The following is a 23,525-nucleotide window of genomic DNA, read 5'->3' as shown; positions in this document are numbered from 1 at the left end:
CGGCGTGTATCACCTCAGTCACTACCGAGCGTAGCTTCGCGAACGCCACCGTGTGACCATGACCGACTCAATTCACCTGCCGGACTGGATCCCCGCGTCCGGTCACCAACTCCGCCTCACCGGCGTCCACTTCGACGCCGTACGCATCGAAGGCGTGCGGGGAGAACGAGTCGCCGGGCGTCTCATCGAGGCCGCCGACGGGGATGCCGGGCCTGTTGTCTGTGAGGCGGCGGGGTTCCGGTGGATGTACTTCCTGCTGGCGCCCGGGGAGGTGCGTCGGCACAACTGGCCTTTGGGTGTGCAGCAGTTCGGGGGACGGGCCGCTCGTACTGTCACGTACATCGGGATTCCGGCGCTCTACGGGAACACGTGGCCGTTGCGGTGGTACAGCGAGCCGACGTCATCTGCACCGTACGTCGACCAGAAGTTGCTGCTCACCGCTGTCGGAGCCGTCAGCTGATGCCTGTTGACCAGTCGGCGGGCGCGAAGCTGTTCGTCCGAACGGCCGAGTTCGTCGAGGAGCCGACCGTCACCCTGCCACTTGGCCAGACGCCGCAAGCCGTCGGCCGGGATGCCGGGCGCCGCCACGGTCGGCGCGGGTGGATCCTGGAGGAGGGCGATGCACAGACGCTTCCCGAGGAAGGCGGGTATGCCCACTTGGCTCCCGGCAAGACTGACCGACGGAACGTTCAGGCCGCCCCGGCCGTCCGGTCCCCGTACTCGATCGTCACAGTGATCCGGGCCCCGAGCGCCTCCGCGTACGTGCGCATCGTCTCCAGATTGTGGATCTCCCCGCGCTCGATCTGGGAGACCCTGGCCTGCGAAATCCCCACGGACTCCGCCACCTGAGCCTGCGTCAGCCCTTGCTCCTCGCGGATCTCGCGCAGATGGTGGCCCACGACGTACGCCTCAGTCGCCGTACGTGCTGCCTGCTTGCGGGATGCCCACTCGGCGTCGGACACCCCGGCCTGGTTCTCCCGCATCCGGCGCTTGGTCTCTGTCCAACTGCTGTACTGGCTCATCGGGCCTTCCCGTCCTTTCCTGCCTCGTCAGCGGCGGCCAGGTACTCGTCATAGCGGGCCTCGGCGAGGGGGATCGACTCGCGATACCAGTCCTTCCAGCGACCGGACTTGTCTCCTGCCACGAGCAGAATCGCCTCCCGCTTGGGGTCGAAGACGAAGAGGATCCGGACCTCCGTGCTCCCCGAACTGCCCGGGCGCAGCTCCTTGAGGTTGTGTGTCCGGGAGCCGGTAAGCCGGTCGACCAACGGACGCCCCAGCGCGGGACCGCTCTCCGCCAGCATGTCGACCGCAGCTTCTTCAGCTCAACGAGTGAACAGATATCCGAACGAGCCGGAATTACTTCACTGGCCTGATCCCCAGCGGTTCCCCGATCTCCTCCGCCATGACCCGTCCCGCCTCGAACTCCAGCGTCTCGTCGCCCATGACGCTCTGGTCCGTGTCCAGGCCGTCGAGTTCGGCGAGGGGCTGGTTCAGGCGGACGTGGGCCACCACCGACTGGAGGGCGCGCAGGGTCGCGGACGCCGTGGAGCCCCAGTTGGAGAAGTAGGAGAACTGCCACCACCACAGGGCCTCCGTGGTGCGGCCCGCGCGGTAGTGGGCCATGCCGTGGCGGAGGTCGGTGATGAGGTCGGCGAGGTCGTCGGAGATGCGGGCCGGTACCGGGGCCTTGCGCGGCTCGTAGGGGTCGAAGACCTCCGAGTACACGTCGATCGGCTCCAGCATCACCGCGAAGCGCTCGCGGAGTTCGTCCACGTCCGGCTCCGGGCCGAGGTCGGGCTCGTAGCGCTCGTCGGGGACGATGTCCTCGTGCGCGCCCAAACGGCCGCCCGCCAGGAGGAGTTGGGACACCTCCAGGAGGAGGAAGGGGACCGCCGAGTCGGGGTCCTCGCCCTTCGCTACCTCCGACACGGCCACCAGGAAGCTCTCGACCTGGTCCGCGATCTGGACCGCGAAGTCGTCCGGGTCCTGTGCGGTGGCATGCAGCGTGGCGTCAGACATCTAGGAGTCGTCTCCCCTCGAAGGCGCGGCCGAGGGTCACCTCGTCCGCGTATTCCAGGTCTCCGCCCACCGGGAGGCCGCTGGCCAGGCGGGTGACCTTGAGGCCCATGGGCTTGATCATGCGGGCGAGGTACGTGGCCGTGGCCTCGCCCTCCAGGTTCGGGTCCGTGGCAAGGATCAGTTCCGTGACCGTACCGTCGGCCAACCGCGCGAGAAGTTCCCGTATACGCAGGTCGTCGGGCCCGACACCCTCGATCGGGCTGATCGCGCCGCCGAGGACGTGGTACTTGCCCCGGAACTCGCGCGTGCGTTCGACGGCCACGACGTCCTTCGGCTCCTCGACCACGCAGATGACCGAGAGGTCGCGGCGCGGGTCGCGGCAGATCCCGCACAGCTCTTCCTGCGCAACGTTTCCGCAGGTCGCGCAGAAGCGGACCTTCGCCTTGACCTCCATCAGGCACTGCGCGAGCCGGCGGACGTCCGTCGGCTCGGCCTGCAGGATGTGGAAGGCGATCCGCTGCGCGCTCTTGGGACCGACGCCGGGGAGTCGCCCCAACTCGTCGATGAGGTCCTGGACCACGCCCTCGTACAACGGACTGCCTGCCCTTCCTCGGAGTATGTGCGGGAGGTACGTACGTACCGTAGTTGGCCGCGGCCGGTCTTAGAAAGGCAGACCCGGGATACCGCTGCCACCGCCCAGTCCCTGGGCCAGCGGGCCGAGCTTCTGCTGCTGGAGGGTCTGCGCGTTCTCGTTGGCCGCCTGGACGGCCGCGACGATGAGGTCCGCGAGGGTCTCGACCGTCTCTTCAATGGACGCAGCGTCCGGGTCGACCGCCTTCGGGTCGATCTTCAGCGCGCGCAGCTCGCCGGCGCCGGTGACGGTCGCCTTCACCAGGCCGCCGCCCGCCTGTCCGTCGACCTCGGTCCGCGCCAGCTCCTCCTGCGCGTTCGCCAGGTCCTGCTGCATCTTCTGGGCCTGCTGCAGCAGCTGCTGCATGTTGGGCTGGCCACCACCGGGAATCACGATCAGCTCCTGGTTTCGTACGGCTGTCCGGGCGAGGTTTTTCCCGCTCGGCACGAGCCTACGTGGTCCGGGCAGTCATCGCCCCGGCACTCTTTCGAGTGAGTCGTCACCGTGTCCTATACCTGATCAAGACCCACTTCCGGGCGGAAAAGTGGTGAATCCTGCTTCTTCGCCACCCATTGGGCGGTAGGAAGGATCCGGCACATCAGCATCAGGTGTCACACGACGTAAGGGAGTGCCGGGTGGGTCAGCCGGAGATTCAGCCCGAGGGTGGCGATCTGGCCGGGCGGACGTTTCCGCTCGGGGACTGGGGCGAGCCCGCGGCCCGGCTGGACGAGCTGTACCGGTGGGTGGAGCGTGGGGCGCTGGACACGGCGGCCTGGTATCTCACCGACCGGGTGTGGAAACGGCGCGGGGCGCGGGTGCTGCGCGGGGGCGCGGCGCTGGGCGGGGTGGCGGGGGCCGCGCTGCCGCTGCTCGACCTGACCGGGGCGGTGGGCGGGCTGGCCGCCTGGGGCTATCTGGCGCTGCTGCTGGGGGCGGCGTGCGTGGCCGGGGACCGGTTCTTCGGGATGACGTCCGGCTGGATAAGGGACGTGGCTACGGCGCAGGCCGTGCAGCGGCGTCTTCAGGTACTCCAGTTCGACTGGGCGTCGGAGGGGGTGCGGGAGTTCCTGGGGCCGGCGGAGGGCACGGCGAGCGAGGCCGCGGACCGGTGTCTGGGGGTGCTGCGGCGGTTCTCCGAGGATGTGACGGAGCTGGTGCGGATGGAGACGTCCGACTGGATGGTGGAGTTCCGGACGGGGTCGGCGCCGCTGGGCATCCAGTCGGCGGGGGCGGCCGGGGGGCGGCCGGAGGGGGCGGTCGTCCAGGGCAGGTTCCCGCAGCCGCCGGGGTCGGGCGGGGGCGGCACCCGGCCGAACATGCCGCGACAGCGGCCACCGGAGCCGAGGTGAGCGGGGGCGCCGGGGACGAGGTGGGGGGCCGCGGCGCCAGAGCCGGGGTGAGGGAGCAACGGGGCCGGGGCGAGGGAGCGACGGCGCCAGAGCCGGGGCGAGGGAGCGACGGCGCCAGAGCCGAGGTGAGGAGGCGGCGGGGCCGAGGTGAGGGAGCGACGAGGCCGGGATGACGGAGCAACGGCGCCGGGGCCGAGGTGAGGGGGCGACGGCGCCAAGCCGAGGTGAGTAGGAGGCGGGCCGGGGTGAGTGGCCGCGGTCGAGGCTACGCGCAGAGTTTCAGGCCCTCCGGGGTCCAGCACGGGATGTGGCCGTGGGTGCGGATCACGTCCTGGCCGTCGCCCCGCGACAGATAGGTCAGGAAGCTCGACGCGAGGGAGTCGGCCGGGGGCTGGCCGTAGGTGTAGGCGTACTCGATCTCGCGGTACGGGTAGTCGCTCGTGCCGTGTTCGATGGCGTCCACGGACGGGGTGTGGCCGTCGAGGGTGAGCACGTGCAGGCCCTTGGCTCCGGCGGCGAGGTTGAGTTCGCTGTAGCCGACCGCGCCGGGGAGTCCGGCGACCTGGGTCAGCACCTGGTCCGTGGAGTCGAGTTCGCAGCGGATGACGGGCGCCGTCGGATCGTCCTTGTGCACGCAGTCGACGGATGAGTTGGCGATCTCGCCGCGCTTCAGCACCCGGCGCTGGAACACCTGTCGCGTCCCGGAGTTGGCGTCCCGGCTGACCAGGTGCACGGCGAGGTCCGGTCCCCCGAGCTGCCGCCAGTTCTTGATCTCGCCCCGGTACAGGCGCCGTACGTCCGCGGTGGACAGGTTCTTGAGGTGGACGCCGTCGTTGACGACGATCGCGAAGACCGACACCGCGACCCGGTTCTCGCGCAGCTGCGGCATGTCGGTCGGCTTGGGTCCGTCCGACAGGGCTACGACGGCCGGTGAGCCCTTCTTCGTCGCGAGCCCGGTGGCCTCCAACTCCCGTACGCCCGCGGTCGATCCGTGCGGGTCGACCACGACCGTCGCGCCCTCGCAGTCCCGCTCGTACTTCTTCGCCACCTCCTCCACCACGGGCGCGAAGGCGGTCGAACCGGTGACGGTGAGGGTGCCGTGCGCGCAGCCGATCGGGGGCGGGTTGTCGTCGCGGGCCACGACGATCGTCGCCAGCGTCACCACGCACAGCGTGAGCATGATGGTGATCAGCCGTGCGGCACGGCTGAACAGGGGCTGCGTCTCGTCCGGGGTGGCGCTGCGGTTGGGGTGGACCTCGCCGTCGCGGATGCCGCCGATGAGCCGGATGGGGCAGCCGACGTCGCCGCCGGAGAGCAGCACCAGCAGTTTGAAGTGGTCGCCGCGGTTGAGCGGGACGCGCGGGATGCGCAGGGTGTTGCCGTCGTAGCCGAGACCGGCCGCCGGGGTGAAGTGGTCCATCAGATGGTCGGTGCCGACCGGCTGGGTGACCGAGACACCGCGGATCGTGCGGTCGGTGAACACCGCGGTGAGGCCGTGGAGTTCACGCCCGGTGTAGTCGTTGTCGGCGATGCTCTGCGAACCGTCGTTCTCGATGCGCAACAGGACGAGCGTGGCGTCGGACATGCCGGGGGCCTCGTCGAAGAGGCCCAGGCGTCTGTTCGCGCGGCCCGAACGGACGTCGTCGCCAATGGGGTTGTCCATCTGGACGCGGTAGCCGATCCTCTTGCGGCGCGGCACCCGGCGTTCGTACCAGACCATCACGCCGGACGCGACGATACCGAGCAGCGCGGTACCCACGGCGACGACGTTCTCCGCGCTCAACCACTTCACTGCGGGCCCCCGCTCCCCAGCCGGATCGTGGGGTCACGGTACGAGCGGCACCGGAAAACACGCAGGGGGTTCTGGCGTAAGTTCGCGTGACGTTCAACCGGCCCTGGAGTGAAGGGAGTTCAGCCCACCAGTTCAGCCCGTCTTCGTGTACGTCAGCTTCTCCCCGTTGCTGGTGTTGACGCGCTGGAGCGTGGTGTCCGACAGCAGGGTGATCTCGGTCGCGGAACCCGGGTTGCAGGACGACAGCGGCTTCCCGGAGGTGACGGTGGAGGCGCCGATCACCAACGGGCTCTCGCCGCGCGGCTGTTGGGCGAGGTCGGCGGTGAACACGCAGTGGTAGTCCGGGCCGTCCGCCACCAGGGTCAGGACGGGGTCCCCCACGTTGCCCTGCCGGATGGTGAGTTGGCGGGTGTTGTGTCCTGTGTTGTTGTCGATGGACGCGTTCCAGGTGCCGAGGTAGCCGCTCGGTACGGCGCCGGCGCCGGTCTGTGTGGGGGAGGGGGAGTTCGTCGGCGATGGTTCCCCGGTGGTCGGACCCGGGGTCGTGGGCGCGGCACTCGTGGCGTGCCCGCCCGAACCGGCCGCCGTACGGCCGCCGTTGCCGCCGCTCTTCATCAGCGCGTACACCGAACCGCCCGCCCCCAGCGCGACGACCAGCGCCACCACGACCAGCAGCGCGGTCGACCGCCCGTTGCGGCGCGGCTCCTGGGGCTGCGCGTACGGCACCGGGCCGTAGGGCGGGGTGGGGCCGAGGCCGGGGTTGTGGGGGTACGGGTTGTACGGCACCTGGCCGCCCCAGCCGACGGGCTGCCGTGCGGGCGGTTGCGGATGGTCGGCGCCGACCTGCGGGTAGCCGTAGCCGGCGGCGGGCTGGGGGTGCTGCTGCGGGTAGCCGTAGGCCGGGTGCGGGGTGGGCGGGGCCGGTGCGTGGGTGGCCCCGGCCGGGTCCACGACCGCCGTCGGGGGGTGGGTGACCCACGCCCCGCCGCCGGCCGCCGGGGGCGGCATCGGGGAGGAGTCGTCGGAGGCCGGGGCGTGCTCGGGGGAGGCCTCGGAGGGGGTTACGGGTGGGGTGGGATACGGAGGCGGAGGCGCTGCGGTGGTGGGTGGCTCGGCGGCGACGGCGGGTGCCTGTCCGGCGACTGGAGTGGGCGTCTGTCCGGCGCTGGCGGGCGACGTCTCTCCGCCAACAGCGGGAGGCATCTGTCCAGCAATGGGAGCAGGCGCCTGTCCAGCGACGGCGGCAGGCGTCTCTCCGGCGACGGCAGGGGGCATCTGTCCAGCGACGGCGGCAGGCGCCTGCCCGGCGACGGCGGCAGGCGTCTCTGCGGTGACGGGAGCGGAGGCCGGAGCCGGGGCTGCACCCTGCGCCGCCTTCGGGCCCGCCGTCTCGGGGGGCGCCGTCTCCGCGGCTGCCTCGGCGCCCGGCGCCGCTGGGGCCCCCGGCTCCGGAGCGGCCTTTTGCAGGTCTACCCTCTCCGGCCCGCTCCTCTGCGGCTCGCCGTTCTCCGGCATCTCTGGGCCGCGTATCCCCGCCTCGCCCTTCTCCGGCCCTCGCCTCTCCGGGCCGCCCTTCTCCGGCCCTCGCCTCTCCGGGCCGCCCTTCTCCGGCTCGCGCATCCCCCCCTCGCGCCTCTCCGGCCCACCCGTCTCCAGGCCGCCCTTCTCCAGGCCGCGCCTCTCCGGCCCACCCGTCTCCAGGCCGCCCTTCTCCAGGCCGCGCCTTTCCAGCTCGCCTCTTTCCAGGCCGTGTCCTTCCCGCTCGCCCCTCTCCGGGCCGCGTGCCCCCGGCCCGCCCCTCTCCGGGCCGCGGATCTCCGGCTCGACCCGTTCCAACTCCGTGGTTTCCGGGTCCTCCGTGTTCAGCAACTGCACCGCGTGGCGGCCGAGTTGGGCGACCAGGGTGGCCGGGAGCCATGGGTCGTGGGAGCGGCCGCCGGAGACGGTGTCCTCGGCGCCTGTGCGGTCGAGGATGTTGTGGAGGGTCGGGCGGGTGGCCGCGTCCTTGCGCAGGCAGTCGCGGACCAGGGCGGCGATGCCCTCGGGGACGCCCGACAGGTCGGGTTCCTCCTGGGCGATGCGGAACATCAGGGCGTGGACGCCGCTGTTGGCGGTGCCGAAGGGGAGGGTGCCGGTGGCGGCGTAGGCGAGGACGGAACCGAGGCAGAAGACGTCGCACGCCGGGGTGATGCGGTCGCCCCGCACCTGTTCCGGTGCCATGAAACCGGGCGAGCCGACCAGTGAGCCGGTGCGGGTGAGCCCGTCGCCGGCCAGGGTCTCCAGGGCCCGCGCTATGCCGAAGTCGATGACGCGGGGGCCGTCGATGGTGACGAGCACGTTGGACGGCTTGAGGTCGCGGTGGACGATGCCGGCGGCGTGGATGTCCTGGAGCGCGTGCGCGAGACCGGCCGCGAGGATCCGTACCGAGCGCTCGGGCAGTGCTCCGTGGTCGCGACCGACGACCTGCTGGAGGCTGGGTCCGGCGACGTATCCGGTGGCCACCCATGGCACCTCGGCCTCGGTGTCCGCGTCCAGTACGGGTGCCGTCCAGTGCCCGCCGACCCGGCGCGCGGCCAGCACCTCCTGCCGGAACCGTGCCCGGAACTCCTCCTGCGCGGCGAGGTCCTCCCGCACCAGCTTCACGGCGACCGTGCGCCCCCGGTCCGAACGGGCCAGGTACACATGGCCCATCCCGCCGGCCCCCAGCCGCGCCAGCAGCCGGTACGCCCCGATCCGCTGCGGATCGGCCGCCCCCAGTTTCTCCATGGCCGCGCCGCCTCCCCTGAATCCCCGGTCACGCCCTGGTCACACCGCTGTCGCACCCCTGTGCTCCCGCGACAGACCGAGAATAGTGCGGGGAATCGACGAGACGGCCGGGGCGGTGTCTACGGTTCCGTAACAGGAGACCGGCCCAGCCGTGCACCGAGCGCCCCGCACCACCCCCCTCCGCAGGCCGGGGGTGAAACTAACCGTTCACAAGGGCTGACAGCAGTTAGTTTCACCCCCGGCTTCCGGCAAGCCCCCGCACCGGGCGCCCACCCTGGACAACCTGTCGCGGAAACCCCCCGACCACAGACAGACCGCCGATATCCCTTCCGCATCGCGGACATTTACGCTCACCCGCATGACCCCTCAGCCCAACCCCCAGGCCGGCGCCGCCGTGAAGGCCGCGGACCGTGCGCATGTGTTCCACTCCTGGTCCGCGCAGGAGCTCATCGACCCGCTCGCCGTCGCCGGTGCGGAGGGGTCGTACTTCTGGGACTACGACGGCAAGCGGTACCTGGACTTCAGCAGCGGGCTCGTCTACACGAACATCGGCTACCAGCACCCGAAGGTCGTCGCCGCGATCCAGGAGCAGGCCGCGACCCTCACCACCTTCGCGCCCGCCTTCGCCATCGAGGCCCGGTCCGAGGCCGCCCGGCTGATCGCCGAGCGGACGCCCGGGGACCTGGACAAGATTTTCTTCACCAACGGCGGGGCCGACGCCGTGGAGCACGCGGTGCGCATGGCCCGGCTGCACACCGGGCGGCCCAAGGTGCTCTCCGCCTACCGCTCGTACCACGGCGGCACGCAGCAGGCGATCAACATCACCGGCGATCCGAGGCGTTGGGCCAACGACGGTGCCGCCGCCGGGGTCGTGCACTTCTGGGCACCCTTCCTGTACCGGTCCCGTTTCTACGCGGAGACCGAGGAGCAGGAGTGCGCACGGGCGCTGGAGCACCTGGAGACGACGATCACCTTCGAGGGGCCGGCCACGGTCGCCGCGATCGTCCTGGAGACCGTTCCGGGCACCGCCGGGATCATGGTGCCGCCGCCCGGTTATCTCGCCGGTGTGCGGGAGATCTGCGACAAGTACGGGATCGTCTTCGTCCTGGACGAGGTGATGGCCGGGTTCGGGCGGACCGGTGAGTGGTTCGCGGCCGACCTGTTCGACGTCGTACCGGACCTGATGACCTTCGCCAAGGGCGTGAACAGCGGATACGTGCCGCTCGGCGGGGTCGCCATCTCGGGCGCGATCGCGGACACCTTCGGCAAGCGGCCCTACCCGGGCGGACTGACGTACTCCGGGCACCCGCTGGCCTGCGCCGCGGCCGTCGCGACCATCAACGTCATGGCTGAGGAAGGCGTCGTAGACAACGCGAAGCACCTCGGTACGACCGTCGTCGAGCCCGCCCTGCGCGCGCTGGCGGAGCGGCACCCGAGTGTCGGCGAGGTGCGGGGCGTCGGGATGTTCTGGGCGCTGGAGCTGGTGAGGAACCGGGAGACGCGCGAGCCGCTGGTGCCGTACAACGCGGCCGGTGAGGCGAACGCGGCGATGGGCGCGTTCGGGGCCGCCGCCAAGCAGCAGGGGCTGTGGCCGTTCGTCAACATGAACCGCACGCACGTCGTGCCGCCGCTCAACGTGACCGAGGCCGAGCTGAAGGAGGGCCTCGCCGCCCTCGACACGGCGCTCTCCGTGGCCGACGCGTACACGGAATAAGCGCTGGATAAAGGCGGAATGGGCGGGTCCGATCCCCGGGTGCCCGCATTCGGGCAGGGCGGGAACCCGAACGCGTAAGGTGGCGTGCTCGTAGACATATACGAGTACGCCATCGAACGCGATGAGGGAGACGCTCCGACGATGCCCGGAAGCAGCGGCAACGGCGCCGTGACCCGCAGCACCCTGCGGCAGCAGATCGCCGACGCGCTTCGCGACGAGGTCCTGGCCGGCCGGCTCCAACCGGGCCAGGAGTTCACGGTGAAGGAGATCGCCGAGCAGTACGGCGTCTCCGCGACCCCGGTCCGGGAAGCCCTCGTCGACCTCTCCGCGCAGGGGCTCCTGGAGGCCGACCAGCATCGCGGTTTCCGCGTCCACGAGTACTCGGTGGCCGACCACCGCGGCATGATCGAGGCCCGCGCCCTGGTCACCGAGGGCATGTTCCTGGCCCTCGCCGAGGGCCACCCCGTCTTCGACCGCACCGAGGACCCCCGTACGGTCGCCGCGCTCGCCGGGGTCCGCCGCCGCGGCGAGGAGGCGCAGCGCGCCGCCGCCGCCGGTGACCTCAGCGTGCTGATCGGCTACGACCTGCGCTACTGGCGCGAGCTGAGCGCCATGTTCGGCAACCCCTACCTCGGCGACTTCCTGCACCGGCTGCGTGTCCAGTCCTGGGTGTGCACGGTGCAGCATCTGCGCCGACTGACCGATCTGCGCGGGCAGTTGTGGTCCGCGCACACCGAACTGGTCGACGCCCTGGCGCGCCGCGACACCCCGGCCGCGCGCGCGATCGTCCTCGCGTACAACGCGCACTCCCTCGCCCTCATCGAGCGGCTGGCCGCCCGGTGACCGGACCGGAAAGGGCCGCTCCGGCCGTGGACAGTGTCGTCGTGGACCTCAGCGTCGTCGTGCCCGCCTACAACGAGGAACAGCGGCTCGGGCCGACACTCGACGCGATCACCACGTATCTGCGGGACAACGAGAGCCGTTTCGGCGACTGGGAGATCGTCGTCGCCGACGACGGCTCCGACGACGGGACGCGGGAGGTCGTCACCTCCCGTTCCCTCGACAATCCCCGTGTGCAGTTGGTCACCAGTCCGCGCAACCGCGGCAAGGGCCACGCCCTGCGCCTGGGGGTCGCCGCCTCGCGCGGGCGCCGGATCCTGGTCACCGACGCCGATCTGGCCGCGCCCATCGAGGAGTTGGAGAAACTCGACAAGGAGCTGAGCGAGGGCCGCGCGGCGGCGATCGGCTCAAGGGCCGTGCCGGGCGCGACGATCGAGAGCCACCAGCACCCCGTCCGTGAACTCCTGGGCCGCGCGGGCAACTTCCTCATACGCCAGGCCGCGGTGCCCGGCATACGCGACACCCAGTGCGGCTTCAAGCTCTTCGAGGGCGACCGCGCCCGCGAGGCCTTCGCCGCCTCCCGCATCAACGGCTGGGGCATCGACGTAGAAGTCCTCCAGCACTTCCGCCGCGCCGACTGGGAGGTCGCGGAGGTCCCGGTGCGCTGGGCCCACCAGACCGGTTCGAAGGTACGACCGCTGGACTACGCCCGGGTCCTCACCGAACTCACCCGCCTGCGCGCCCGCTCGCTGCGCCCGGTCGACATCCTTGTCACCGTCCTCTTCCTCCTCATGTCGGTCGCCCTCTACTCGGGCCGCTTCTTCGACCCGAGCCACCGCTACCTGGAGGACTCCCTCCAGGACCAGAACCAGTGGGAGTGGTTCTTCGCGGTCACGGCCGACAACGTCGCCCACCTCCACAACCCGCTCTTCTCGAACCTCCAGGGCTTCCCCGACGGCGTGAACCTCATGGCCAACACGGTCATGCTGGGCCTGTCGGTCCCCTTCGCGCCCCTGACCCTGCTGGCAGGCCCCGCGGTCTCCCTCAGCGTCTGCATGGCGCTGGGCCTCGCGGCCACGGCCGCCGCCTGGTACTGGCTGATCGTGAAGCGTGTCGTACGGCAACGGGCCGCGGCCTTCGTCGGCGCCTCGCTGGCGGCCTTCGCCCCGCCGATGGTCAGCCACGCCAACGCGCACCCCAACTTCGTCATCCTCTTCATGATCCCGCTGATCATCGACCGCGCCCTGCGCCTGTGCGCGGGCACGCGCGTGGTCCGCGACGGCATCGTGCTCGGCGTGATGGCGGCCTACCAGATCTTCCTCGGCGAGGAGCCGTTACTCCTCGCGTCGATCGGCATGGTCCTGTTCGCCGCGTCCTACGGAGTCCTCAACAGGGATGTCGTCCGGGCGTCCTGGCGCCCCCTGCTCAAGGGCCTGGGCATCGCGGCGGCGGTCTGCGCGCCGATCATCCTGATCCCGCTCTACTACCAGTTCGCGGGACCGCAGAGCTACAAGAGCGTCCTGCACGGCGACAACGCCGGCAACAGCCCGCTCGCCCTGCTCTCCTTCGCCGAACGCTCCCTGATCGCGGGCAACGAGATCCGGGCCAACTCCCTCTCCCTCAACCCCACCGAACAGAACGCCTTCTACGGCTGGCCGCTCGTCGCCCTCGCCTTCGCCATCGTCGTACGCCTGTGGGAGCACGCGCTCGTCAAGGCATTGGCGTTCACGGCGATCGCGGCGGCGATCCTGTCGATGGGCCCCAAGATCCGCATCCCGCTCACGGACACGATCTACCCCGGCCCCTGGGCCCTCCTCGCCCACAAGCCGCTCTTCGAGTCGGTGATCGAGGGCCGGGTGGCGATGATCTGCGCACCGGCGCTGGGCATGCTGCTGGCGATCGCGGTGGAGAAGCTGGCGGCGATCCGACAGCTCGGCACGCAGTACGTGGGCCTGCTGGCCGTGTGCATGGCCCTGATCCCGATCATCCCCGCACCACTCAAGGCGGTCGACCGGGTGGCGGTACCGGCCTTCTTCACGGACGGCACCTACAAGTCGTACGTACGCGACGGCGAATCCCTCGTCCCGGTCCCGCTCGCCGACCCCGGCGCGGCGGAACCCCTGCACTGGCAGACGGCGGCCGACCTCGGCTTCAAAATGCCGGGCGGCTACTTCAACGGCCCCTACGGCACCGACCGCATCGGCATCTACGGCGCCTCGCCCCGCTACACCTCGAACATGCTGCGGGACGTGCGCTACACCGGCGTCATCCCCACCATCGGCAAGAACTGGCGGGCGCAGGCCAAGGCCGACTTCGCGTACTGGCACGCGGGCGCCCTGGTGGTCGCGCCACAGCCCAACGACGACAAGCTCCGCACCGCTGTGGAAAAGCTGGTGGGCAAACCCGGTAAGTGGGTGGACGGCGTGTGGGTATGGGACCTGCACGAGGGAAGCTGACCCGGGCCGCACCGACTACTCTTCCCCCTACTCTTGCCTGGACCACCATGCGAGATCCACGCTGCGCAGCGAGTAACCGAGGAGCCCTCTTTTGGCCTGTGACCTGTGGCTGGTCCCGCTCGTCGACGTGTTGTGCCACACCCCCGACAACCCCTTCGCCGAGGAACTCGCGCTCTACAACTCGCTGCTGGCCGAGGCCGGGCTCCCTCCGGTGCCGGTGTACCAGTACATGCCGGGACTGTCGGGGGAGGTCGCCCCGGTGGCGGGATTCGACTACGACGCGCTGCACTTCCTGCGCCGGGCCTACCTCCTCCAGGTCTGCGGCCTCCCCGTGACTCCGGTGGACGAGCTGGGCGGCGACTACGAACAACTCCTGGAGATGTTCGAGACCACAGCGCAGCAGTCCCACCTGGTCTGGCACTACGACCACGCGGGCGCCTACGTCCCGGTCGACTTCCCGCACCCCCTCGCGAACGACGAACTCCTCGCCGGCGGCGGCCCGTTGGGCTCGTCCCAAACCCTGCTCCGCGAGCTGGAGTTCGTGGCCCCGACGATCGGCATCGACCCGGCGAACCCGCCGGCGCCCCCGGAACCCCCCTCCTCCCCCACGGAGTTGGAGGAACCGGCCGTCGCCGCACCGTACGATCCCAGTCCCTTCGCCCGGGAACGCCACGTCTGGCTCGGCCTGCACGCGGCGGCGACGCGCAGCCTGGCGCAGGGTTCGATGATCGTGTTCAGCTGAGCGTCAACGCCCCAGCTGGGAGAGGCCCTTCTTCACGTCCTCCAGGTTCATCACCGGCGTGTAGGTGATCTCGGCGTCGAGGTTCAGGAAGAACGGCTCGGCGATCACCGGCATCTGGGAACTGTCCTGCATGTCGAAGACCAGATAGGCGGTCCGCTTGCCATGGTCGGTGGTGAAGTAGGCGGCTTCGGGCTTGATCTGTTCCACCGACTCCTCGACCAGTTTCCCCAGAGTGCCGTTCCGAATGGCCTCGTTCGCCTTCTCCGTGTCGAAGGACGCCTTGAGCAGTACGCGCATGACACTCACCTTCTCGTTCGGGCAGTTTCAGGATATGCCCGATATGGGAGTGATGTTGGGTGAGGGGCACCCAGCGGGCGGGCACCCCTCACCATCGCGGTCAGCTCTGCTCGACGATACGGATCGTGCGAATGCCGGTACCGCGATACCGGGTGGGCGTCTTCGTCAGGACGGGTCGGCCGCGCGGCCAGTCGACGGTGGGCAGGGCGAGGTGCAGCACATGGGCGCCACTCCAGTCGACCTCACCCTTGTCGCCCGCACCTTCGACGTCGGCGCCACCGGCGACCCGCAGCCGCTTGCCCACGGCGGTCGCCGCCGCGAAGTCGAGCCCTTCGATGGCCACGGACGGCAACGCGCCGACGTGTTCGGCGACCCCGGCCCGCTCCCGCTCGGCGGCGGCGAGACTGAGTGCCGGGATGTAGACACCCAGGGCGGGATCCTTCTCGGCCTCGACAACGAGCCGGGAGGCCATGATGTTGCCCGCGCCGAGGGCCAGCGCGGCGGTGTCGTCGAAGATGACGGCACGAGGCAGCGGGTACCGTTCCTCCCCCGTCACTGGACCTCCCCGATACGCCCGGCCTCAAGATCGGCCCACAGCTTCTCGCCGGCCTTCTCGTCCTCTTCCGTGTAAGGCCTGCCGAGGAAATGCTCCTCCACGTACGCCCTGGTCTCCTCGTACCGCTTCCGCAGCTCTTCCTTCGTGGGCGTGGCCCCGGCCAGCTCCGCGACAAGGTCCCGCATGGTGATCCCACGCTCCCGGGCAAGCTCCTGAAGGCGGTCACGGACAGCGGGGTCGACCTTGATCGTGGTGTCAGCCATGAGCACAGTATACCGACGGTATACCGTCTCCGGGCGTACGAGTGTGACGGTCATCAGCACTCCGTTTCTTTCGAGGGACCCGGCTCTGCACGGGCGTGCGGCCGGGAGTCTGGGGGGCTTACGCGAGCGCGGGGCGCGCCTGCAACAAGGCGCGAGCGAGTGCGCCTCCGCGCCGCGCGGCCTCGCGGTAGCCGGAAGCGCCGGGTTTGCGGGGTTCGACGTGGACGGTGGTGACCGGTGCCGTCGCGGGGGTTGCCGGGCATTTTCGGCGCAGGCGGTTTTCGACGATGGCGGCGGCCGAGTACATCCGTCGCGGCAAGCCGTCCGTCAGGGCCGCGCGCACCTGAACGCTCGTCGCGCCCCGGTCCCACCACTCCTCGACCAGCGGCGCGAGTTTCAGCGCTTCGGCGGCGCCGAGAGTGAGCCGGGGTTCGTTGCGGCCGAGCGTGCCGAGCAGCTTCGCGGCGAGCGCCGTGCGCTCGCTCAACTCGGCCGGGGGCGGCGGGGAGGGAGGTTCTTGTTCCCTGGTTTTTTCTCCCGAAGGGAGAGCGTCCGACGGTGCGAGGGCCGACTCTCCGGAGGCCAGGTTCTCGACTTTTTCTTCTTCACCCGCAGGCGGCTCGTCCTCGTACGGAGTATCGAAAACCTCGTACACGGTGAAGAGTTGGCCGCTCTGCGGGTTCTTGTGCACCACGCGCCGCAGATACCGCGAATCCTCCAGCTCATGCAGGGCGGCGGCGATCCGCGACCGCCCCTCCTTGCGCTGATCGGCGAGCGTGCGGATGGTGACGCGGGCCTCGTTCGGGAGGCTCAATAGGTACGTCAGTACGCCGACCGCGCACCAGGAGATGCTCCGGTCGCGGAGAAGAGCGTTGGAGAAGACTGAAAAGGCGCGCGTGGGCGTCGTACGATGAATACGCATCGGGAGTTCTGGCTCCGGGTGTCGAGCCCCCGGGTGTTAGCGCACCGCGGGGGCGTTTTCGTTGGCGTGACTCTATGCGCACACAAAGCGACGAACGCAAGCCGGAACTGGGTTTTCCTGGGCGGGAGTTCGCGTTCTTCACTCTTGAGGGTGAAGGGCGGTTCGCAGGAGCAGCGCGTGGACGAAATGGTCCGGGGATGTTGGGCGGTAGCGCCAAGTCAGGGGCCAGGTATGGCCGTTGAGGGCCGGGACCGGGATGAACGAGATGTGGTTCGGGCCGGCGGTGAGGCGGGTTACTCCGGGCGGCCAGGGGCGGTGGGACGTGCTGCCGACAGGGACCAGGAAGTAGACCGCCCTGTTGCCCGTCGCCTCCTCCACTACCGGGCCCGGCGCCCCTCCCGTCATGCGGGCCAGCCTGTCCGCGAGGTCTCTGCCCTCGTCGCCGTCCACCCGTACCGCGTCGAACTGGACCCCTGCCTTGCGGAGTTGGATGCCGGTTGCGGGGATCCATTTCAGGTCACTTTGTGTATCCATGCCGATAGTTTCCGCAGGCCCGGCTACCGTCTTCCATAACTCTGCGTCGACCGTCCGCAACGGTTGGGTGCGGAAGCCGAGTGTTGGTGACCGGTTGAGTTCGGTTGAGTCCGGGGGTGACCGCCATGGCGCGGGCCAAGAACAAGGAAGAGGCGAGCGGAACGGCGCATCTCGTCGCCACCCTCGCGAAAGCACTGCGTGAGCAACAGCAGCTGACGCAGACCGAGTTGGGCAAACTGATGGGCTACACCGGGTCGGCGGTCAGTGCGATGGAGACCTGTGCGCAGCCCGCGAGCGACGACATGCTCGTCAAGCTGGAGGAGACGGTCGGGGGTGGCCTGGGGTTCTTCGACGAGGCACGCAAGTGGATGCTGCTGGAGAAGTACCCGACCCGTTTCCGTGGGTTCGCGGAGATGGAGGCGGAGGCCATCACTCTGTCGTCGTACGAGACGCTGGTCGTCGACGGCCTGTTCCAGACCGAAGCCTATGCGCGGGCATTGATCGGCGGCAGTTTCCCGCCGGTGTCCGAGCAGAAGCGGGAAGAGCTGGTGGAGGCACGGCTCGCCCGCAGGAAGCTCTTCGACCGGGACCCGGCTCCGATGATCGAGCTGATCCTCGAAGAGAGCGTGCTGAGGCGGCCATTCGGCAGTTGGGACGTACAACGGGAGCAACTGCGCTCGCTCGCCGAGGACGCGCGACGGGACAATGTCTGCGTGCAGGTGCTGCCGATGGATCGCGGGCTGCGCGGAACGTACGCGGGTGACCGTGGCTCCATGAAGCTCGTGGTCACCAAGGAGCACGAGCACGTTGTCTACATGGAGATCGAGGACCAGGGCATCCTGATCAGCGATCCGCCGGAAGTCTCCCAACTGGCCCACCGCTATGCGAAGATCCGCGCACAGGCTCTGAGCCCCGACGATTCACTGAGTCTCATCGAGCGGTTGGCAGGAGAAGAACGATGACAGGCACCGGCCCCCTGCGGTGGTTCAAATCCAGCTACAGCGACGGGGGCGGCGGCAACTGCGTCGAGATCGCCACCTGCCCCCACTCTCCCCACCCCACCATCCACATCCGCGACTCCAAGAACTCCGACGGGCCGGTCCTCACCGTCTCCGTCGCATCCTGGACCGCCTTCCTCCCCCTCCCCCACCCCCACCCAGAAACGTGACACTCACACCCCCACCTGTCACATTTCCAAAACCACCACACCCCCGGGTGGCCGCCGAGAGGCCGTTCTTGTGAGCGCACACGCCCCGCCCGGCATGGGCACCGTGTACCGAGCAGTGCTGGACACCATGGCTGAGCACGGTCCGCGTCAGCCTCCGATCGCACAGATCGCGCGACTGGCCTCCACCAACCGGCAGTTCATCTACCGGAACTGGCCCGACCCCAAGGTCCTGTTCAGGGATGCCTGCATGGCGGAACTGGACAGCCTGTTGCACCGGGCGGCCGAGGTACCCGGCGTAGGGGACGACCCGATGCCGCCGACCTGCCACGTGATCACGCAGATCGTGCGCGCCGCCAGGCTGCTCCGCGAACACCCCGTGACACAGGCAGCCGCCCGCACCAGCCCCGACCTCTGCCTCGCCGCCCTCACCTGGCCGGTCACACCGTTCCACGAGCGGGGGCTGCAGTGGATGCGAGGCCGTCTGTTCACGCTGCACCCGGGCAAGGACCTGGAAACCCTGGCGGAGGCCCTGCTGACCGTCACAGCGCCGTTCGCACTCATCCCACCCACGTCGCCAGGCCCTGCCGAACAGGCCCGACTCGACAGCCGGCTCCACTCAGCCCTGCACTCCTGCCTGAGCACCACCCCAGCCTGCACCGACTGCGGCTGAGAGGGCGCTCTAGAGATCCTGAAGGAACCACAGGGAGAGCGTCAACACCGCGACCCCGCGCACCGCGACCGACGTCAGGATCACGCCCCGGAGCTTTTCTGTGCGCAGCCACAGGGTCCATGTCACGAGCAGTGACAGCACGACCGTGAGGATCAAGGTCACGGGGGCGGGGTCGGCGTACAGAGCGTCGGGGTGAGTCCACACCAGGTATGTCCACCACGCGGCGGACGTCACGGTGAGGAGTGACTCGGCCCCGAGGCCGACGAGTTCCTCGCGGAGCGGCTTCAGCACAGGTTCGTCCCTCCGGCGATCAGCAACAGCGCCCAGGTCACCGGCAACGAGGCCCACAGCGCGTAGGCCACGTGCCGGTGGAGGTCCTTCGATATGGCATGGACGGAACCTAGTGAATGTCCGGTGTGAAGAGGCCGTGAAGTTGATCATTCACAGCAACTCACAGGAATCCACCCCTAGAAGACCGCCGTACCCGCCTGCGTCAGCTTCCAGTTCGTCGCCGCGAACGTCGTCGGGTCGATCGTGCCCTTCGCCGTGGCGTAGGCGATCATCAGGTCGCGGACCTGGTTGGTGGAGCTGTAGGCGGTGTCCGCGGCGGCGATGTGCGGGTAGCCGCTGCCGCCGTTGGCGCGGTAGTTGTTGACCGCGACGACGAAGACCTGGTCGTCGGCGACCGCCGTGCCGTTGTAGGTGAGGTTCTTGATGCGGGAGCCCTCGGCCGCCGCGATGTCGATGTCGTACGAGACGCCGGCCGCCGTGTCGTACATGTAGTCCCAGAAGCTGTTGGCGTTCGTCAACGTCGAAGTGTCCACCGCCGTGCCCGTCGGCACCTGGTGGTAGTACTTCGCCGCGAACTCCAGGTAGTCCTTGAGCTGGGCGCCGGTGAGCTTCTTGCCGTAGAGGGTGTTCTCGTAGATGTAGAGGCCCGCGACGTCGCGGATCGTCACGTCGCCGGCCGGGATGACGGCCGTGCGGCTGAAGCACGCCGCCACCGAGATCAGCGGGAGCGCGGCGTCCGCCGTCGACAGGCCCGCCTTCACCGCGTCCATCTGGACCTGGTGGATGAAGTCGATGGCGGGGACGTCCTTCCAGCAGGCCTCCGCCGTCGACATCGCCGCCGTACACGTACCGATCGCGGTGTTGACGTACTTGACGACCAACTCGTGGTCGGCGTCGAGGAGTTCGGTGATGCGTGCGTCCTCCGCGACCGTGTTGCTGTTGAGCGTGGTCGACGTGGTGCTGGTGACCTTCCAGCAGCCGTGCTCCAGCTCCAGTTCGAAGTCGAAGACGGACAGGCGGTAGCCGTAGCAGTACGGCTCGGACAGGACGACGTCCTTGCCGGTCTCCGTGTTCTTCACCGTGTACGTCGGGACGTCGACGTGCGTGTGGCCGACGAGGATCGCGTCGATGCCGGGGACCTGCTCGGCCACCAGGTTCGACGCGTTCTCCACGTACGGGAGTTCGTCGCCCCACGAGGTCGAGCCGTCGAGGCCCGAGTGGTCGGTGAGGAAGACGACGTCGCAGCCCAGGGCCTTGAGGCGCGGCACGTACTTCTTCGCCTGCTCGACGAGGCCGGTGAAGGTCATCTTCCCGGAGACGTTGTCCTTGTCCCACAGGGCGATGCCGGGGTTGGTGAGGCCGAGGATGCCGACCTTGATGTCCGGCGCCCCGGGGACCCTGATGCACTTGACCGTGTAGGGCTGGAAGGCCGGCCTGAGCGTCTTCGCGTCCAGGGCGTTGGCGCCAAGCAGCGGGAAGTGGCACTGCTTCTCGAAGGTGCGGACGACCTCGATGCCGTAGTTGAACTCGTGGTTGCCGAGGGCCGCGGCGTCGTAGCGCATCTCGTTCATGGCGATCGCCATGGGGTGCTTGGGGCCGCGCTTGCCGTTCTTGCCGGTGATCGGGTCGACGCTCGCGTAGTACGACGCCAGGGACGTGCCCTGGATGATGTCGCCCGCGTCGACGAGCAGTACCCGGTCCTCGCCCTTCTCCGCGCGCAGGTTCTTGACGAGGGTGGCGATACGGGCGATGCCGTAGGTGTTGCCCTTGCTGTCGGAGTAGGCCGCGTTCTTGTAGTAGTCCCAGTTGAAGACGTGGCTGTGCAGGTCGGTCGTGCCCAGGATGGAGAACGACCAGGTCTTGGGCTTCGGCGTCGGCGCGGGCTGGTGGCGGTCGGCGGCCTCGGCCGGTGTCGCCGCCGCCGTTCCCGCGATGGCCACGGCAGCGCCGGTGACGGCGGACTTCTGCACGAACTCACGGCGATTCATGGGATTGACGGGCATTCGGGGCTCCTGGAAGGGCACAGAGGGCGGGTGTTGCGTACGGGGCGCGGCGGGCTACCCGCGTAGATGCTGGCCTTCGCCTGTTACCGGCGTAACCACGGACAGCCCAAGGGCCGGTCAAGGTTTCCCAAGACCGGCCCAAGTGCGGCCGTCAACCGCAGTTCAACCGCCGCCCTAGATGAACGAGTTGATCTCGATCGTCTCCGTACGTCCCGGTCCGACCCCGATCGCGGAGATCGGTGCGCCGGACATCTCCTCCAGTGCCTTCACGTACGCCTGCGCGTTCTTGGGGAGGTCCGCGAAGGTCTTGGCCTTCGTGATGTCCTCGCTCCAGCCGGGCAGGTTCTCGTAGATCGGCTTCGCGTGGTGGAAGTCGCTCTGCGAGTACGGGAGTTCCTCGACGCGCCTGCCGTCGATCTCGTAGGCCACGCAGACCGGGATCTCCTCCCAGCCGGTGAGGACGTCGAGCTTGGTGAGGAAGAAGTCGGTCAGGCCGTTCACGCGGGTCGCGTAGCGGGCGATGACCGCGTCGAACCAGCCGCAGCGCCGGTCGCGGCCGGTGGTGACGCCCCGCTCGCCGCCGATGCGGCGCAGCGCGTCGCCGTCCGCGTCGAACAGCTCGGTCGGGAACGGGCCCGAGCCGACCCGGGTCGTGTAGGCCTTGAGGATGCCGATGACCCGGCTGATCTTCGTCGGGCCCACGCCGGAGCCGGTGCAGGCGCCGCCGGCGGTCGGGTTCGACGACGTCACGAAGGGATACGTGCCGTGGTCGATGTCCAGGAGCGTGCCCTGGCCGCCCTCGAAGAGGACCACCTTGTCGTCGTCGAGCGCCTGGTTGAGGAGGAGGACCGTGTCGGCGACGTACGGCTTGAGGCGGTCCGCGTAGGACAGCAGCTCCTCGACGACCTGCTCGATCGCGATCGCGCGGCGGTTGTAGAGCTTGGTGAGCATCTGGTTCTTGACGTCGAGGGCCGCCTCGACCTTCTGGGTGAGGATCGACTCGTCGTAGAGGTCCTGGACCCGGATGCCGACGCGGTTGATCTTGTCCGCGTAGGTCGGGCCGATGCCCCGGCCGGTCGTCCCAATCTTCCGCTTCCCGAGGAAGCGTTCCGTCACCTTGTCCACCGTCACGTTGTAGGGCGTGATGATGTGAGCGTTACCGCTGATCAGGAGCTTGGACGTGTCGACGCCGCGCTCGTTCAGCCCGTTCAGCTCGGAGAACAGGACCGACGGGTCGACGACGACACCGTTGCCGATGACCGGAGTGCACTCCGGTGTGAGGATCCCGGAAGGGAGCAGGTGAAGGGCGTACTTCTGATCGCCCACGACTACCGTGTGGCCGGCGTTGTTGCCGCCCTGGTAGCGCACCACATAGTCGACGGACCCACCTAGCAGGTCCGTCGCCTTTCCCTTGCCTTCGTCACCCCACTGAGCACCGAGCAGCACAAGTGCGGGCACGCGCGTACACCCCTTCCGGGCGGGGCATGTCCAAGGTCAGAGACGTACGCCGCACAGCGTGTGCCTCGTACGCCCGCGACCCTCGTCGGTCGCGAACCGTCGGACCGGATGCCCCGGAATAGACGAAGCCCCTGGCGCAATAGCGCAAGGGGCTCTTGCACAAAGATGCTACCCGAGGAAGCGAGGCATGGCCGAGGTGGCGACTTTCGCGACTTCAGATCAGCTGCTGGTCGTCATCGATCCGGTCGCCCGGCGCGCCGACGCGGAGTCCGTCCGCATCGCGAAAGACGTGCTCAGCGCGGGTGCGGCGACGAAGGTGTGCCTTCCGGAGGGGCCCGAGGAATTCGCCCGGGTACTGGCCCGGCGGGGCTCGCGCCGGCCGGTGCTGGTGGGCGACGACCGGGCCCTGATGCGTGCGGTGTCCCTGTTGCACCGGCAGCGGGAGCTGGCCGGATGTGCGCTGTCGATGGTGCCGGTGGGGGGTGCGCTGTCCCTGGCGGGGGCGCTGGGGGTGCCCACGGGGGCGGTGGCGGCGGCGCGCGCCGTGCTCGACGGGGTCGTACGGCGGATGGATCTGCTGGTGGACGACAGCGACGGGGTGGTGCTCGGCGCGCTGCGGATTCCCTCGCTCCCCTCGCCCGGGGTGCCCTCGCCCGCCGGTACCGGGCACGCGTCGTGGCTGCGGACGTGCCAGTCGCTGGTACGGACGCTGGTGCCGGCCCGCCCGTCACGGGAGCGGGAGTCGCTCGACGGTGTGCCGCGGTTCGGGCCGGCGCGGCTGCGGGTCGAGGTCGACGGGGTCACCCTGGTCGACCTGGACCAGCCGGTGGAGGCGGTTTCCGTGCGACCGGGGGCTTCGGGACTGGCCGAGGTGGAGGTGCGGCCGGTGTCGGTGGGGGCGGAGGCCTCACCGCTGTGTGCGCGAGGGCGGTCGGTCACCGTGTCCGGGGCGGACTTCAGGTACCGGGCGGACGCGGTGGTGGCGGGGCCGGTGCGGACCCGGACGTGGGTGGTTCGGGAGGGGGCCTGGGGGCTCACGTTGCCGGGGTGAG

The 23,525-nt window shown here is 69.5% G+C and carries 24 protein-coding genes and 1 pseudogene; 10 read left to right on the top strand and 15 right to left on the bottom strand.

The genetic code is table 11. The features are described 5' to 3' along the window. Window positions 1-52 precede the first annotated feature (52 nt). Entirely contained in the window at window positions 53-460 is a 408-nt protein-coding gene (locus ACIQBL_RS23375) for a hypothetical protein (protein ID WP_401944680.1), read from the top strand. A 229-nt stretch (window positions 461-689) separates the two neighbouring features. Here the strand turns inward: ACIQBL_RS23375 and ACIQBL_RS23370 are convergent, their stop codons facing one another. The 5 genes and pseudogenes from ACIQBL_RS23370 to ACIQBL_RS23350 all read right to left on the bottom strand — a co-directional run bounded on the left by ACIQBL_RS23370 (window position 690) and on the right by ACIQBL_RS23350 (window position 3,045). Then, on the bottom strand, window positions 690-1,022 hold the full coding sequence (locus ACIQBL_RS23370) for a helix-turn-helix domain-containing protein (RefSeq protein WP_401944679.1): 333 nt from the start codon (window positions 1,020-1,022) through the stop codon (window positions 690-692). Beyond that, window positions 1,019-1,318 (bottom strand): annotated as a pseudogene (locus ACIQBL_RS23365) (type II toxin-antitoxin system RelE/ParE family toxin); the annotation flags it as partial. The pseudogene ACIQBL_RS23365 and the gene ACIQBL_RS23370, both read right to left, overlap by 4 nt. Window positions 1,319-1,358: 40 nt before the next feature. Next, complete coding sequence (locus ACIQBL_RS23360) at window positions 1,359-2,021, bottom strand: DUF5063 domain-containing protein (RefSeq protein WP_019070338.1); 663 nt, start codon at window positions 2,019-2,021, stop codon at window positions 1,359-1,361. After that, window positions 2,014-2,613, bottom strand: coding sequence for a recombination mediator RecR (gene recR / locus ACIQBL_RS23355; RefSeq protein ID WP_019070339.1), 600 nt, complete (start codon window positions 2,611-2,613; stop codon window positions 2,014-2,016). Before recR ends, ACIQBL_RS23360 begins: the two co-directional genes overlap by 8 nt. Before the next feature lie 69 nt (window positions 2,614-2,682). Then, complete coding sequence (locus ACIQBL_RS23350) at window positions 2,683-3,045, bottom strand: YbaB/EbfC family nucleoid-associated protein (protein WP_401945068.1); 363 nt, start codon at window positions 3,043-3,045, stop codon at window positions 2,683-2,685. A 242-nt stretch (window positions 3,046-3,287) separates the two neighbouring features. On the opposite strand from ACIQBL_RS23350, the gene ACIQBL_RS23345 reads away from it, so the two are divergent. After that, a complete protein-coding gene (locus ACIQBL_RS23345; protein WP_401944677.1) occupies window positions 3,288-4,001 on the top strand; it encodes an SLATT domain-containing protein in 714 nt (237 codons plus the stop codon). Window positions 4,002-4,266: 265 nt separating this feature from the next. Here ACIQBL_RS23345 and ACIQBL_RS23340 read toward each other — a convergent pair whose 3' ends face one another. Together ACIQBL_RS23340 and ACIQBL_RS23335 are read right to left on the bottom strand one after the other, a co-directional pair. Next, a complete protein-coding gene (locus ACIQBL_RS23340; RefSeq protein ID WP_401944675.1) occupies window positions 4,267-5,793 on the bottom strand; it encodes a substrate-binding domain-containing protein in 1,527 nt (508 codons plus the stop codon). 132 nt (window positions 5,794-5,925) lie between these two features. Beyond that, window positions 5,926-8,559 carry a protein kinase gene (locus ACIQBL_RS23335; RefSeq protein WP_401944673.1) on the bottom strand — a complete coding sequence of 878 codons (2,634 nt, stop codon included), beginning with the start codon at window positions 8,557-8,559 and terminating at the stop codon, window positions 5,926-5,928. Between the two features lie 358 nt (window positions 8,560-8,917). On the opposite strand from ACIQBL_RS23335, the gene ACIQBL_RS23330 reads away from it, so the two are divergent. The 4 genes from ACIQBL_RS23330 (at window position 8,918) to ACIQBL_RS23315 (ending at window position 14,311) form a co-directional block, all read left to right on the top strand. Beyond that, entirely contained in the window at window positions 8,918-10,273 is a 1,356-nt protein-coding gene (locus ACIQBL_RS23330) for an aspartate aminotransferase family protein (RefSeq protein ID WP_401944671.1), read from the top strand. 141 nt (window positions 10,274-10,414) lie between these two features. Continuing rightward, complete coding sequence (locus tag ACIQBL_RS23325) at window positions 10,415-11,116, top strand: GntR family transcriptional regulator (protein ID WP_401945067.1); 702 nt, start codon at window positions 10,415-10,417, stop codon at window positions 11,114-11,116. A 26-nt stretch (window positions 11,117-11,142) separates the two neighbouring features. After that, window positions 11,143-13,569: a dolichyl-phosphate beta-glucosyltransferase gene (locus tag ACIQBL_RS23320; RefSeq protein ID WP_401944669.1), complete on the top strand. Its 2,427-nt coding sequence runs from the start codon at window positions 11,143-11,145 to the stop codon at window positions 13,567-13,569. A gap of 91 nt (window positions 13,570-13,660) precedes the next feature. Beyond that, complete coding sequence (locus tag ACIQBL_RS23315) at window positions 13,661-14,311, top strand: hypothetical protein (protein ID WP_401944667.1); 651 nt, start codon at window positions 13,661-13,663, stop codon at window positions 14,309-14,311. Window positions 14,312-14,314: 3 nt separating this feature from the next. Here ACIQBL_RS23315 and ACIQBL_RS23310 read toward each other — a convergent pair whose 3' ends face one another. The 5 genes from ACIQBL_RS23310 to ACIQBL_RS23290 all read right to left on the bottom strand — a co-directional run bounded on the left by ACIQBL_RS23310 (window position 14,315) and on the right by ACIQBL_RS23290 (window position 16,883). Further along, window positions 14,315-14,608, bottom strand: a complete 294-nt coding sequence (locus ACIQBL_RS23310; RefSeq protein ID WP_401944665.1) for a hypothetical protein — start codon at window positions 14,606-14,608, stop codon at window positions 14,315-14,317. A gap of 100 nt (window positions 14,609-14,708) precedes the next feature. After that, a complete protein-coding gene (locus tag ACIQBL_RS23305) occupies window positions 14,709-15,164 on the bottom strand; it encodes a hypothetical protein (protein ID WP_401944663.1) in 456 nt (151 codons plus the stop codon). Beyond that, entirely contained in the window at window positions 15,161-15,427 is a 267-nt protein-coding gene (locus ACIQBL_RS23300; protein ID WP_234336814.1) for a hypothetical protein, read from the bottom strand. The genes ACIQBL_RS23305 and ACIQBL_RS23300 overlap by 4 nt, the downstream gene beginning before the upstream one ends. Window positions 15,428-15,545: 118 nt before the next feature. After that, window positions 15,546-16,349 (bottom strand): hypothetical protein, encoded by an 804-nt coding sequence (locus tag ACIQBL_RS23295; protein WP_401944661.1) that lies wholly within the window; start codon window positions 16,347-16,349, stop codon window positions 15,546-15,548. A gap of 138 nt (window positions 16,350-16,487) precedes the next feature. After that, complete coding sequence (locus ACIQBL_RS23290; RefSeq protein ID WP_401944659.1) at window positions 16,488-16,883, bottom strand: hypothetical protein; 396 nt, start codon at window positions 16,881-16,883, stop codon at window positions 16,488-16,490. 125 nt (window positions 16,884-17,008) lie between these two features. On the opposite strand from ACIQBL_RS23290, the gene ACIQBL_RS23285 reads away from it, so the two are divergent. The 3 genes from ACIQBL_RS23285 to ACIQBL_RS23275 all read left to right on the top strand — a co-directional run bounded on the left by ACIQBL_RS23285 (window position 17,009) and on the right by ACIQBL_RS23275 (window position 18,721). Beyond that, window positions 17,009-17,845, top strand: coding sequence for a helix-turn-helix transcriptional regulator (locus ACIQBL_RS23285; RefSeq protein ID WP_401945066.1), 837 nt, complete (start codon window positions 17,009-17,011; stop codon window positions 17,843-17,845). After that, window positions 17,842-18,051 carry a DUF397 domain-containing protein gene (locus ACIQBL_RS23280; RefSeq protein WP_401944657.1) on the top strand — a complete coding sequence of 70 codons (210 nt, stop codon included), beginning with the start codon at window positions 17,842-17,844 and terminating at the stop codon, window positions 18,049-18,051. Before ACIQBL_RS23285 ends, ACIQBL_RS23280 begins: the two co-directional genes overlap by 4 nt. Window positions 18,052-18,121: 70 nt before the next feature. Then, window positions 18,122-18,721, top strand: a complete 600-nt coding sequence (locus ACIQBL_RS23275; protein WP_401944655.1) for a TetR/AcrR family transcriptional regulator — start codon at window positions 18,122-18,124, stop codon at window positions 18,719-18,721. Window positions 18,722-18,730: 9 nt separating this feature from the next. Here ACIQBL_RS23275 and ACIQBL_RS23270 read toward each other — a convergent pair whose 3' ends face one another. The 3 genes from ACIQBL_RS23270 to ACIQBL_RS23260 form a co-directional block, all read right to left on the bottom strand. Continuing rightward, a complete protein-coding gene (locus ACIQBL_RS23270) occupies window positions 18,731-19,012 on the bottom strand; it encodes a hypothetical protein (RefSeq protein WP_401944653.1) in 282 nt (93 codons plus the stop codon). Window positions 19,013-19,188: 176 nt separating this feature from the next. Further along, window positions 19,189-21,015 carry a bifunctional metallophosphatase/5'-nucleotidase gene (locus ACIQBL_RS23265; RefSeq protein ID WP_401944651.1) on the bottom strand — a complete coding sequence of 609 codons (1,827 nt, stop codon included), beginning with the start codon at window positions 21,013-21,015 and terminating at the stop codon, window positions 19,189-19,191. A 174-nt stretch (window positions 21,016-21,189) separates the two neighbouring features. Then, window positions 21,190-22,473 carry an adenylosuccinate synthase gene (locus tag ACIQBL_RS23260; RefSeq protein ID WP_401944649.1) on the bottom strand — a complete coding sequence of 428 codons (1,284 nt, stop codon included), beginning with the start codon at window positions 22,471-22,473 and terminating at the stop codon, window positions 21,190-21,192. Window positions 22,474-22,660: 187 nt separating this feature from the next. Here ACIQBL_RS23260 and ACIQBL_RS23255 point away from each other — a divergent pair, with 187 nt between their 5' ends. Then, window positions 22,661-23,524: a diacylglycerol kinase gene (locus ACIQBL_RS23255; RefSeq protein WP_401944647.1), complete on the top strand. Its 864-nt coding sequence runs from the start codon at window positions 22,661-22,663 to the stop codon at window positions 23,522-23,524. Window position 23,525: the final 1 nt, after the last annotated feature.

The organism is Streptomyces sp. NPDC088350, assembly GCF_044753545.1.
In the GTDB taxonomy this organism is placed as follows: Bacteria; Actinomycetota; Actinomycetes; order Streptomycetales; family Streptomycetaceae; genus Streptomyces.
Note: the sequence above shows the minus strand (reverse complement) of the source record. Positions and strands in the feature narration are given on the sequence as shown.

What these genes read in the sequence shown, in the direction of transcription:
- ACIQBL_RS23370 (WP_401944679.1), bottom strand. Translation starts at nt 1,022, where the DNA reads ATGAGCCAGTACAGCAGTTGGACAGAGACCAAGCGCCGGATGCGGGAG.
- ACIQBL_RS23335 (WP_401944673.1), bottom strand. Translation starts at nt 8,559, where the DNA reads ATGGAGAAACTGGGGGCGGCCGATCCGCAGCGGATCGGGGCGTACCGG.
- ACIQBL_RS23360 (WP_019070338.1), bottom strand. Translation starts at nt 2,021, where the DNA reads ATGTCTGACGCCACGCTGCATGCCACCGCACAGGACCCGGACGACTTC.
- ACIQBL_RS23285 (WP_401945066.1), top strand. Translation starts at nt 17,009, where the DNA reads ATGGCGCGGGCCAAGAACAAGGAAGAGGCGAGCGGAACGGCGCATCTC.
- ACIQBL_RS23290 (WP_401944659.1), bottom strand. Translation starts at nt 16,883, where the DNA reads ATGGATACACAAAGTGACCTGAAATGGATCCCCGCAACCGGCATCCAA.
- ACIQBL_RS23265 (WP_401944651.1), bottom strand. Translation starts at nt 21,015, where the DNA reads ATGCCCGTCAATCCCATGAATCGCCGTGAGTTCGTGCAGAAGTCCGCC.
- ACIQBL_RS23330 (WP_401944671.1), top strand. Translation starts at nt 8,918, where the DNA reads ATGACCCCTCAGCCCAACCCCCAGGCCGGCGCCGCCGTGAAGGCCGCG.
- ACIQBL_RS23325 (WP_401945067.1), top strand. Translation starts at nt 10,415, where the DNA reads ATGCCCGGAAGCAGCGGCAACGGCGCCGTGACCCGCAGCACCCTGCGG.
- ACIQBL_RS23300 (WP_234336814.1), bottom strand. Translation starts at nt 15,427, where the DNA reads ATGGCTGACACCACGATCAAGGTCGACCCCGCTGTCCGTGACCGCCTT.
- ACIQBL_RS23280 (WP_401944657.1), top strand. Translation starts at nt 17,842, where the DNA reads ATGACAGGCACCGGCCCCCTGCGGTGGTTCAAATCCAGCTACAGCGAC.
- ACIQBL_RS23255 (WP_401944647.1), top strand. Translation starts at nt 22,661, where the DNA reads ATGGCCGAGGTGGCGACTTTCGCGACTTCAGATCAGCTGCTGGTCGTC.
- ACIQBL_RS23310 (WP_401944665.1), bottom strand. Translation starts at nt 14,608, where the DNA reads ATGCGCGTACTGCTCAAGGCGTCCTTCGACACGGAGAAGGCGAACGAG.
- ACIQBL_RS23295 (WP_401944661.1), bottom strand. Translation starts at nt 16,349, where the DNA reads ATGCGTATTCATCGTACGACGCCCACGCGCGCCTTTTCAGTCTTCTCC.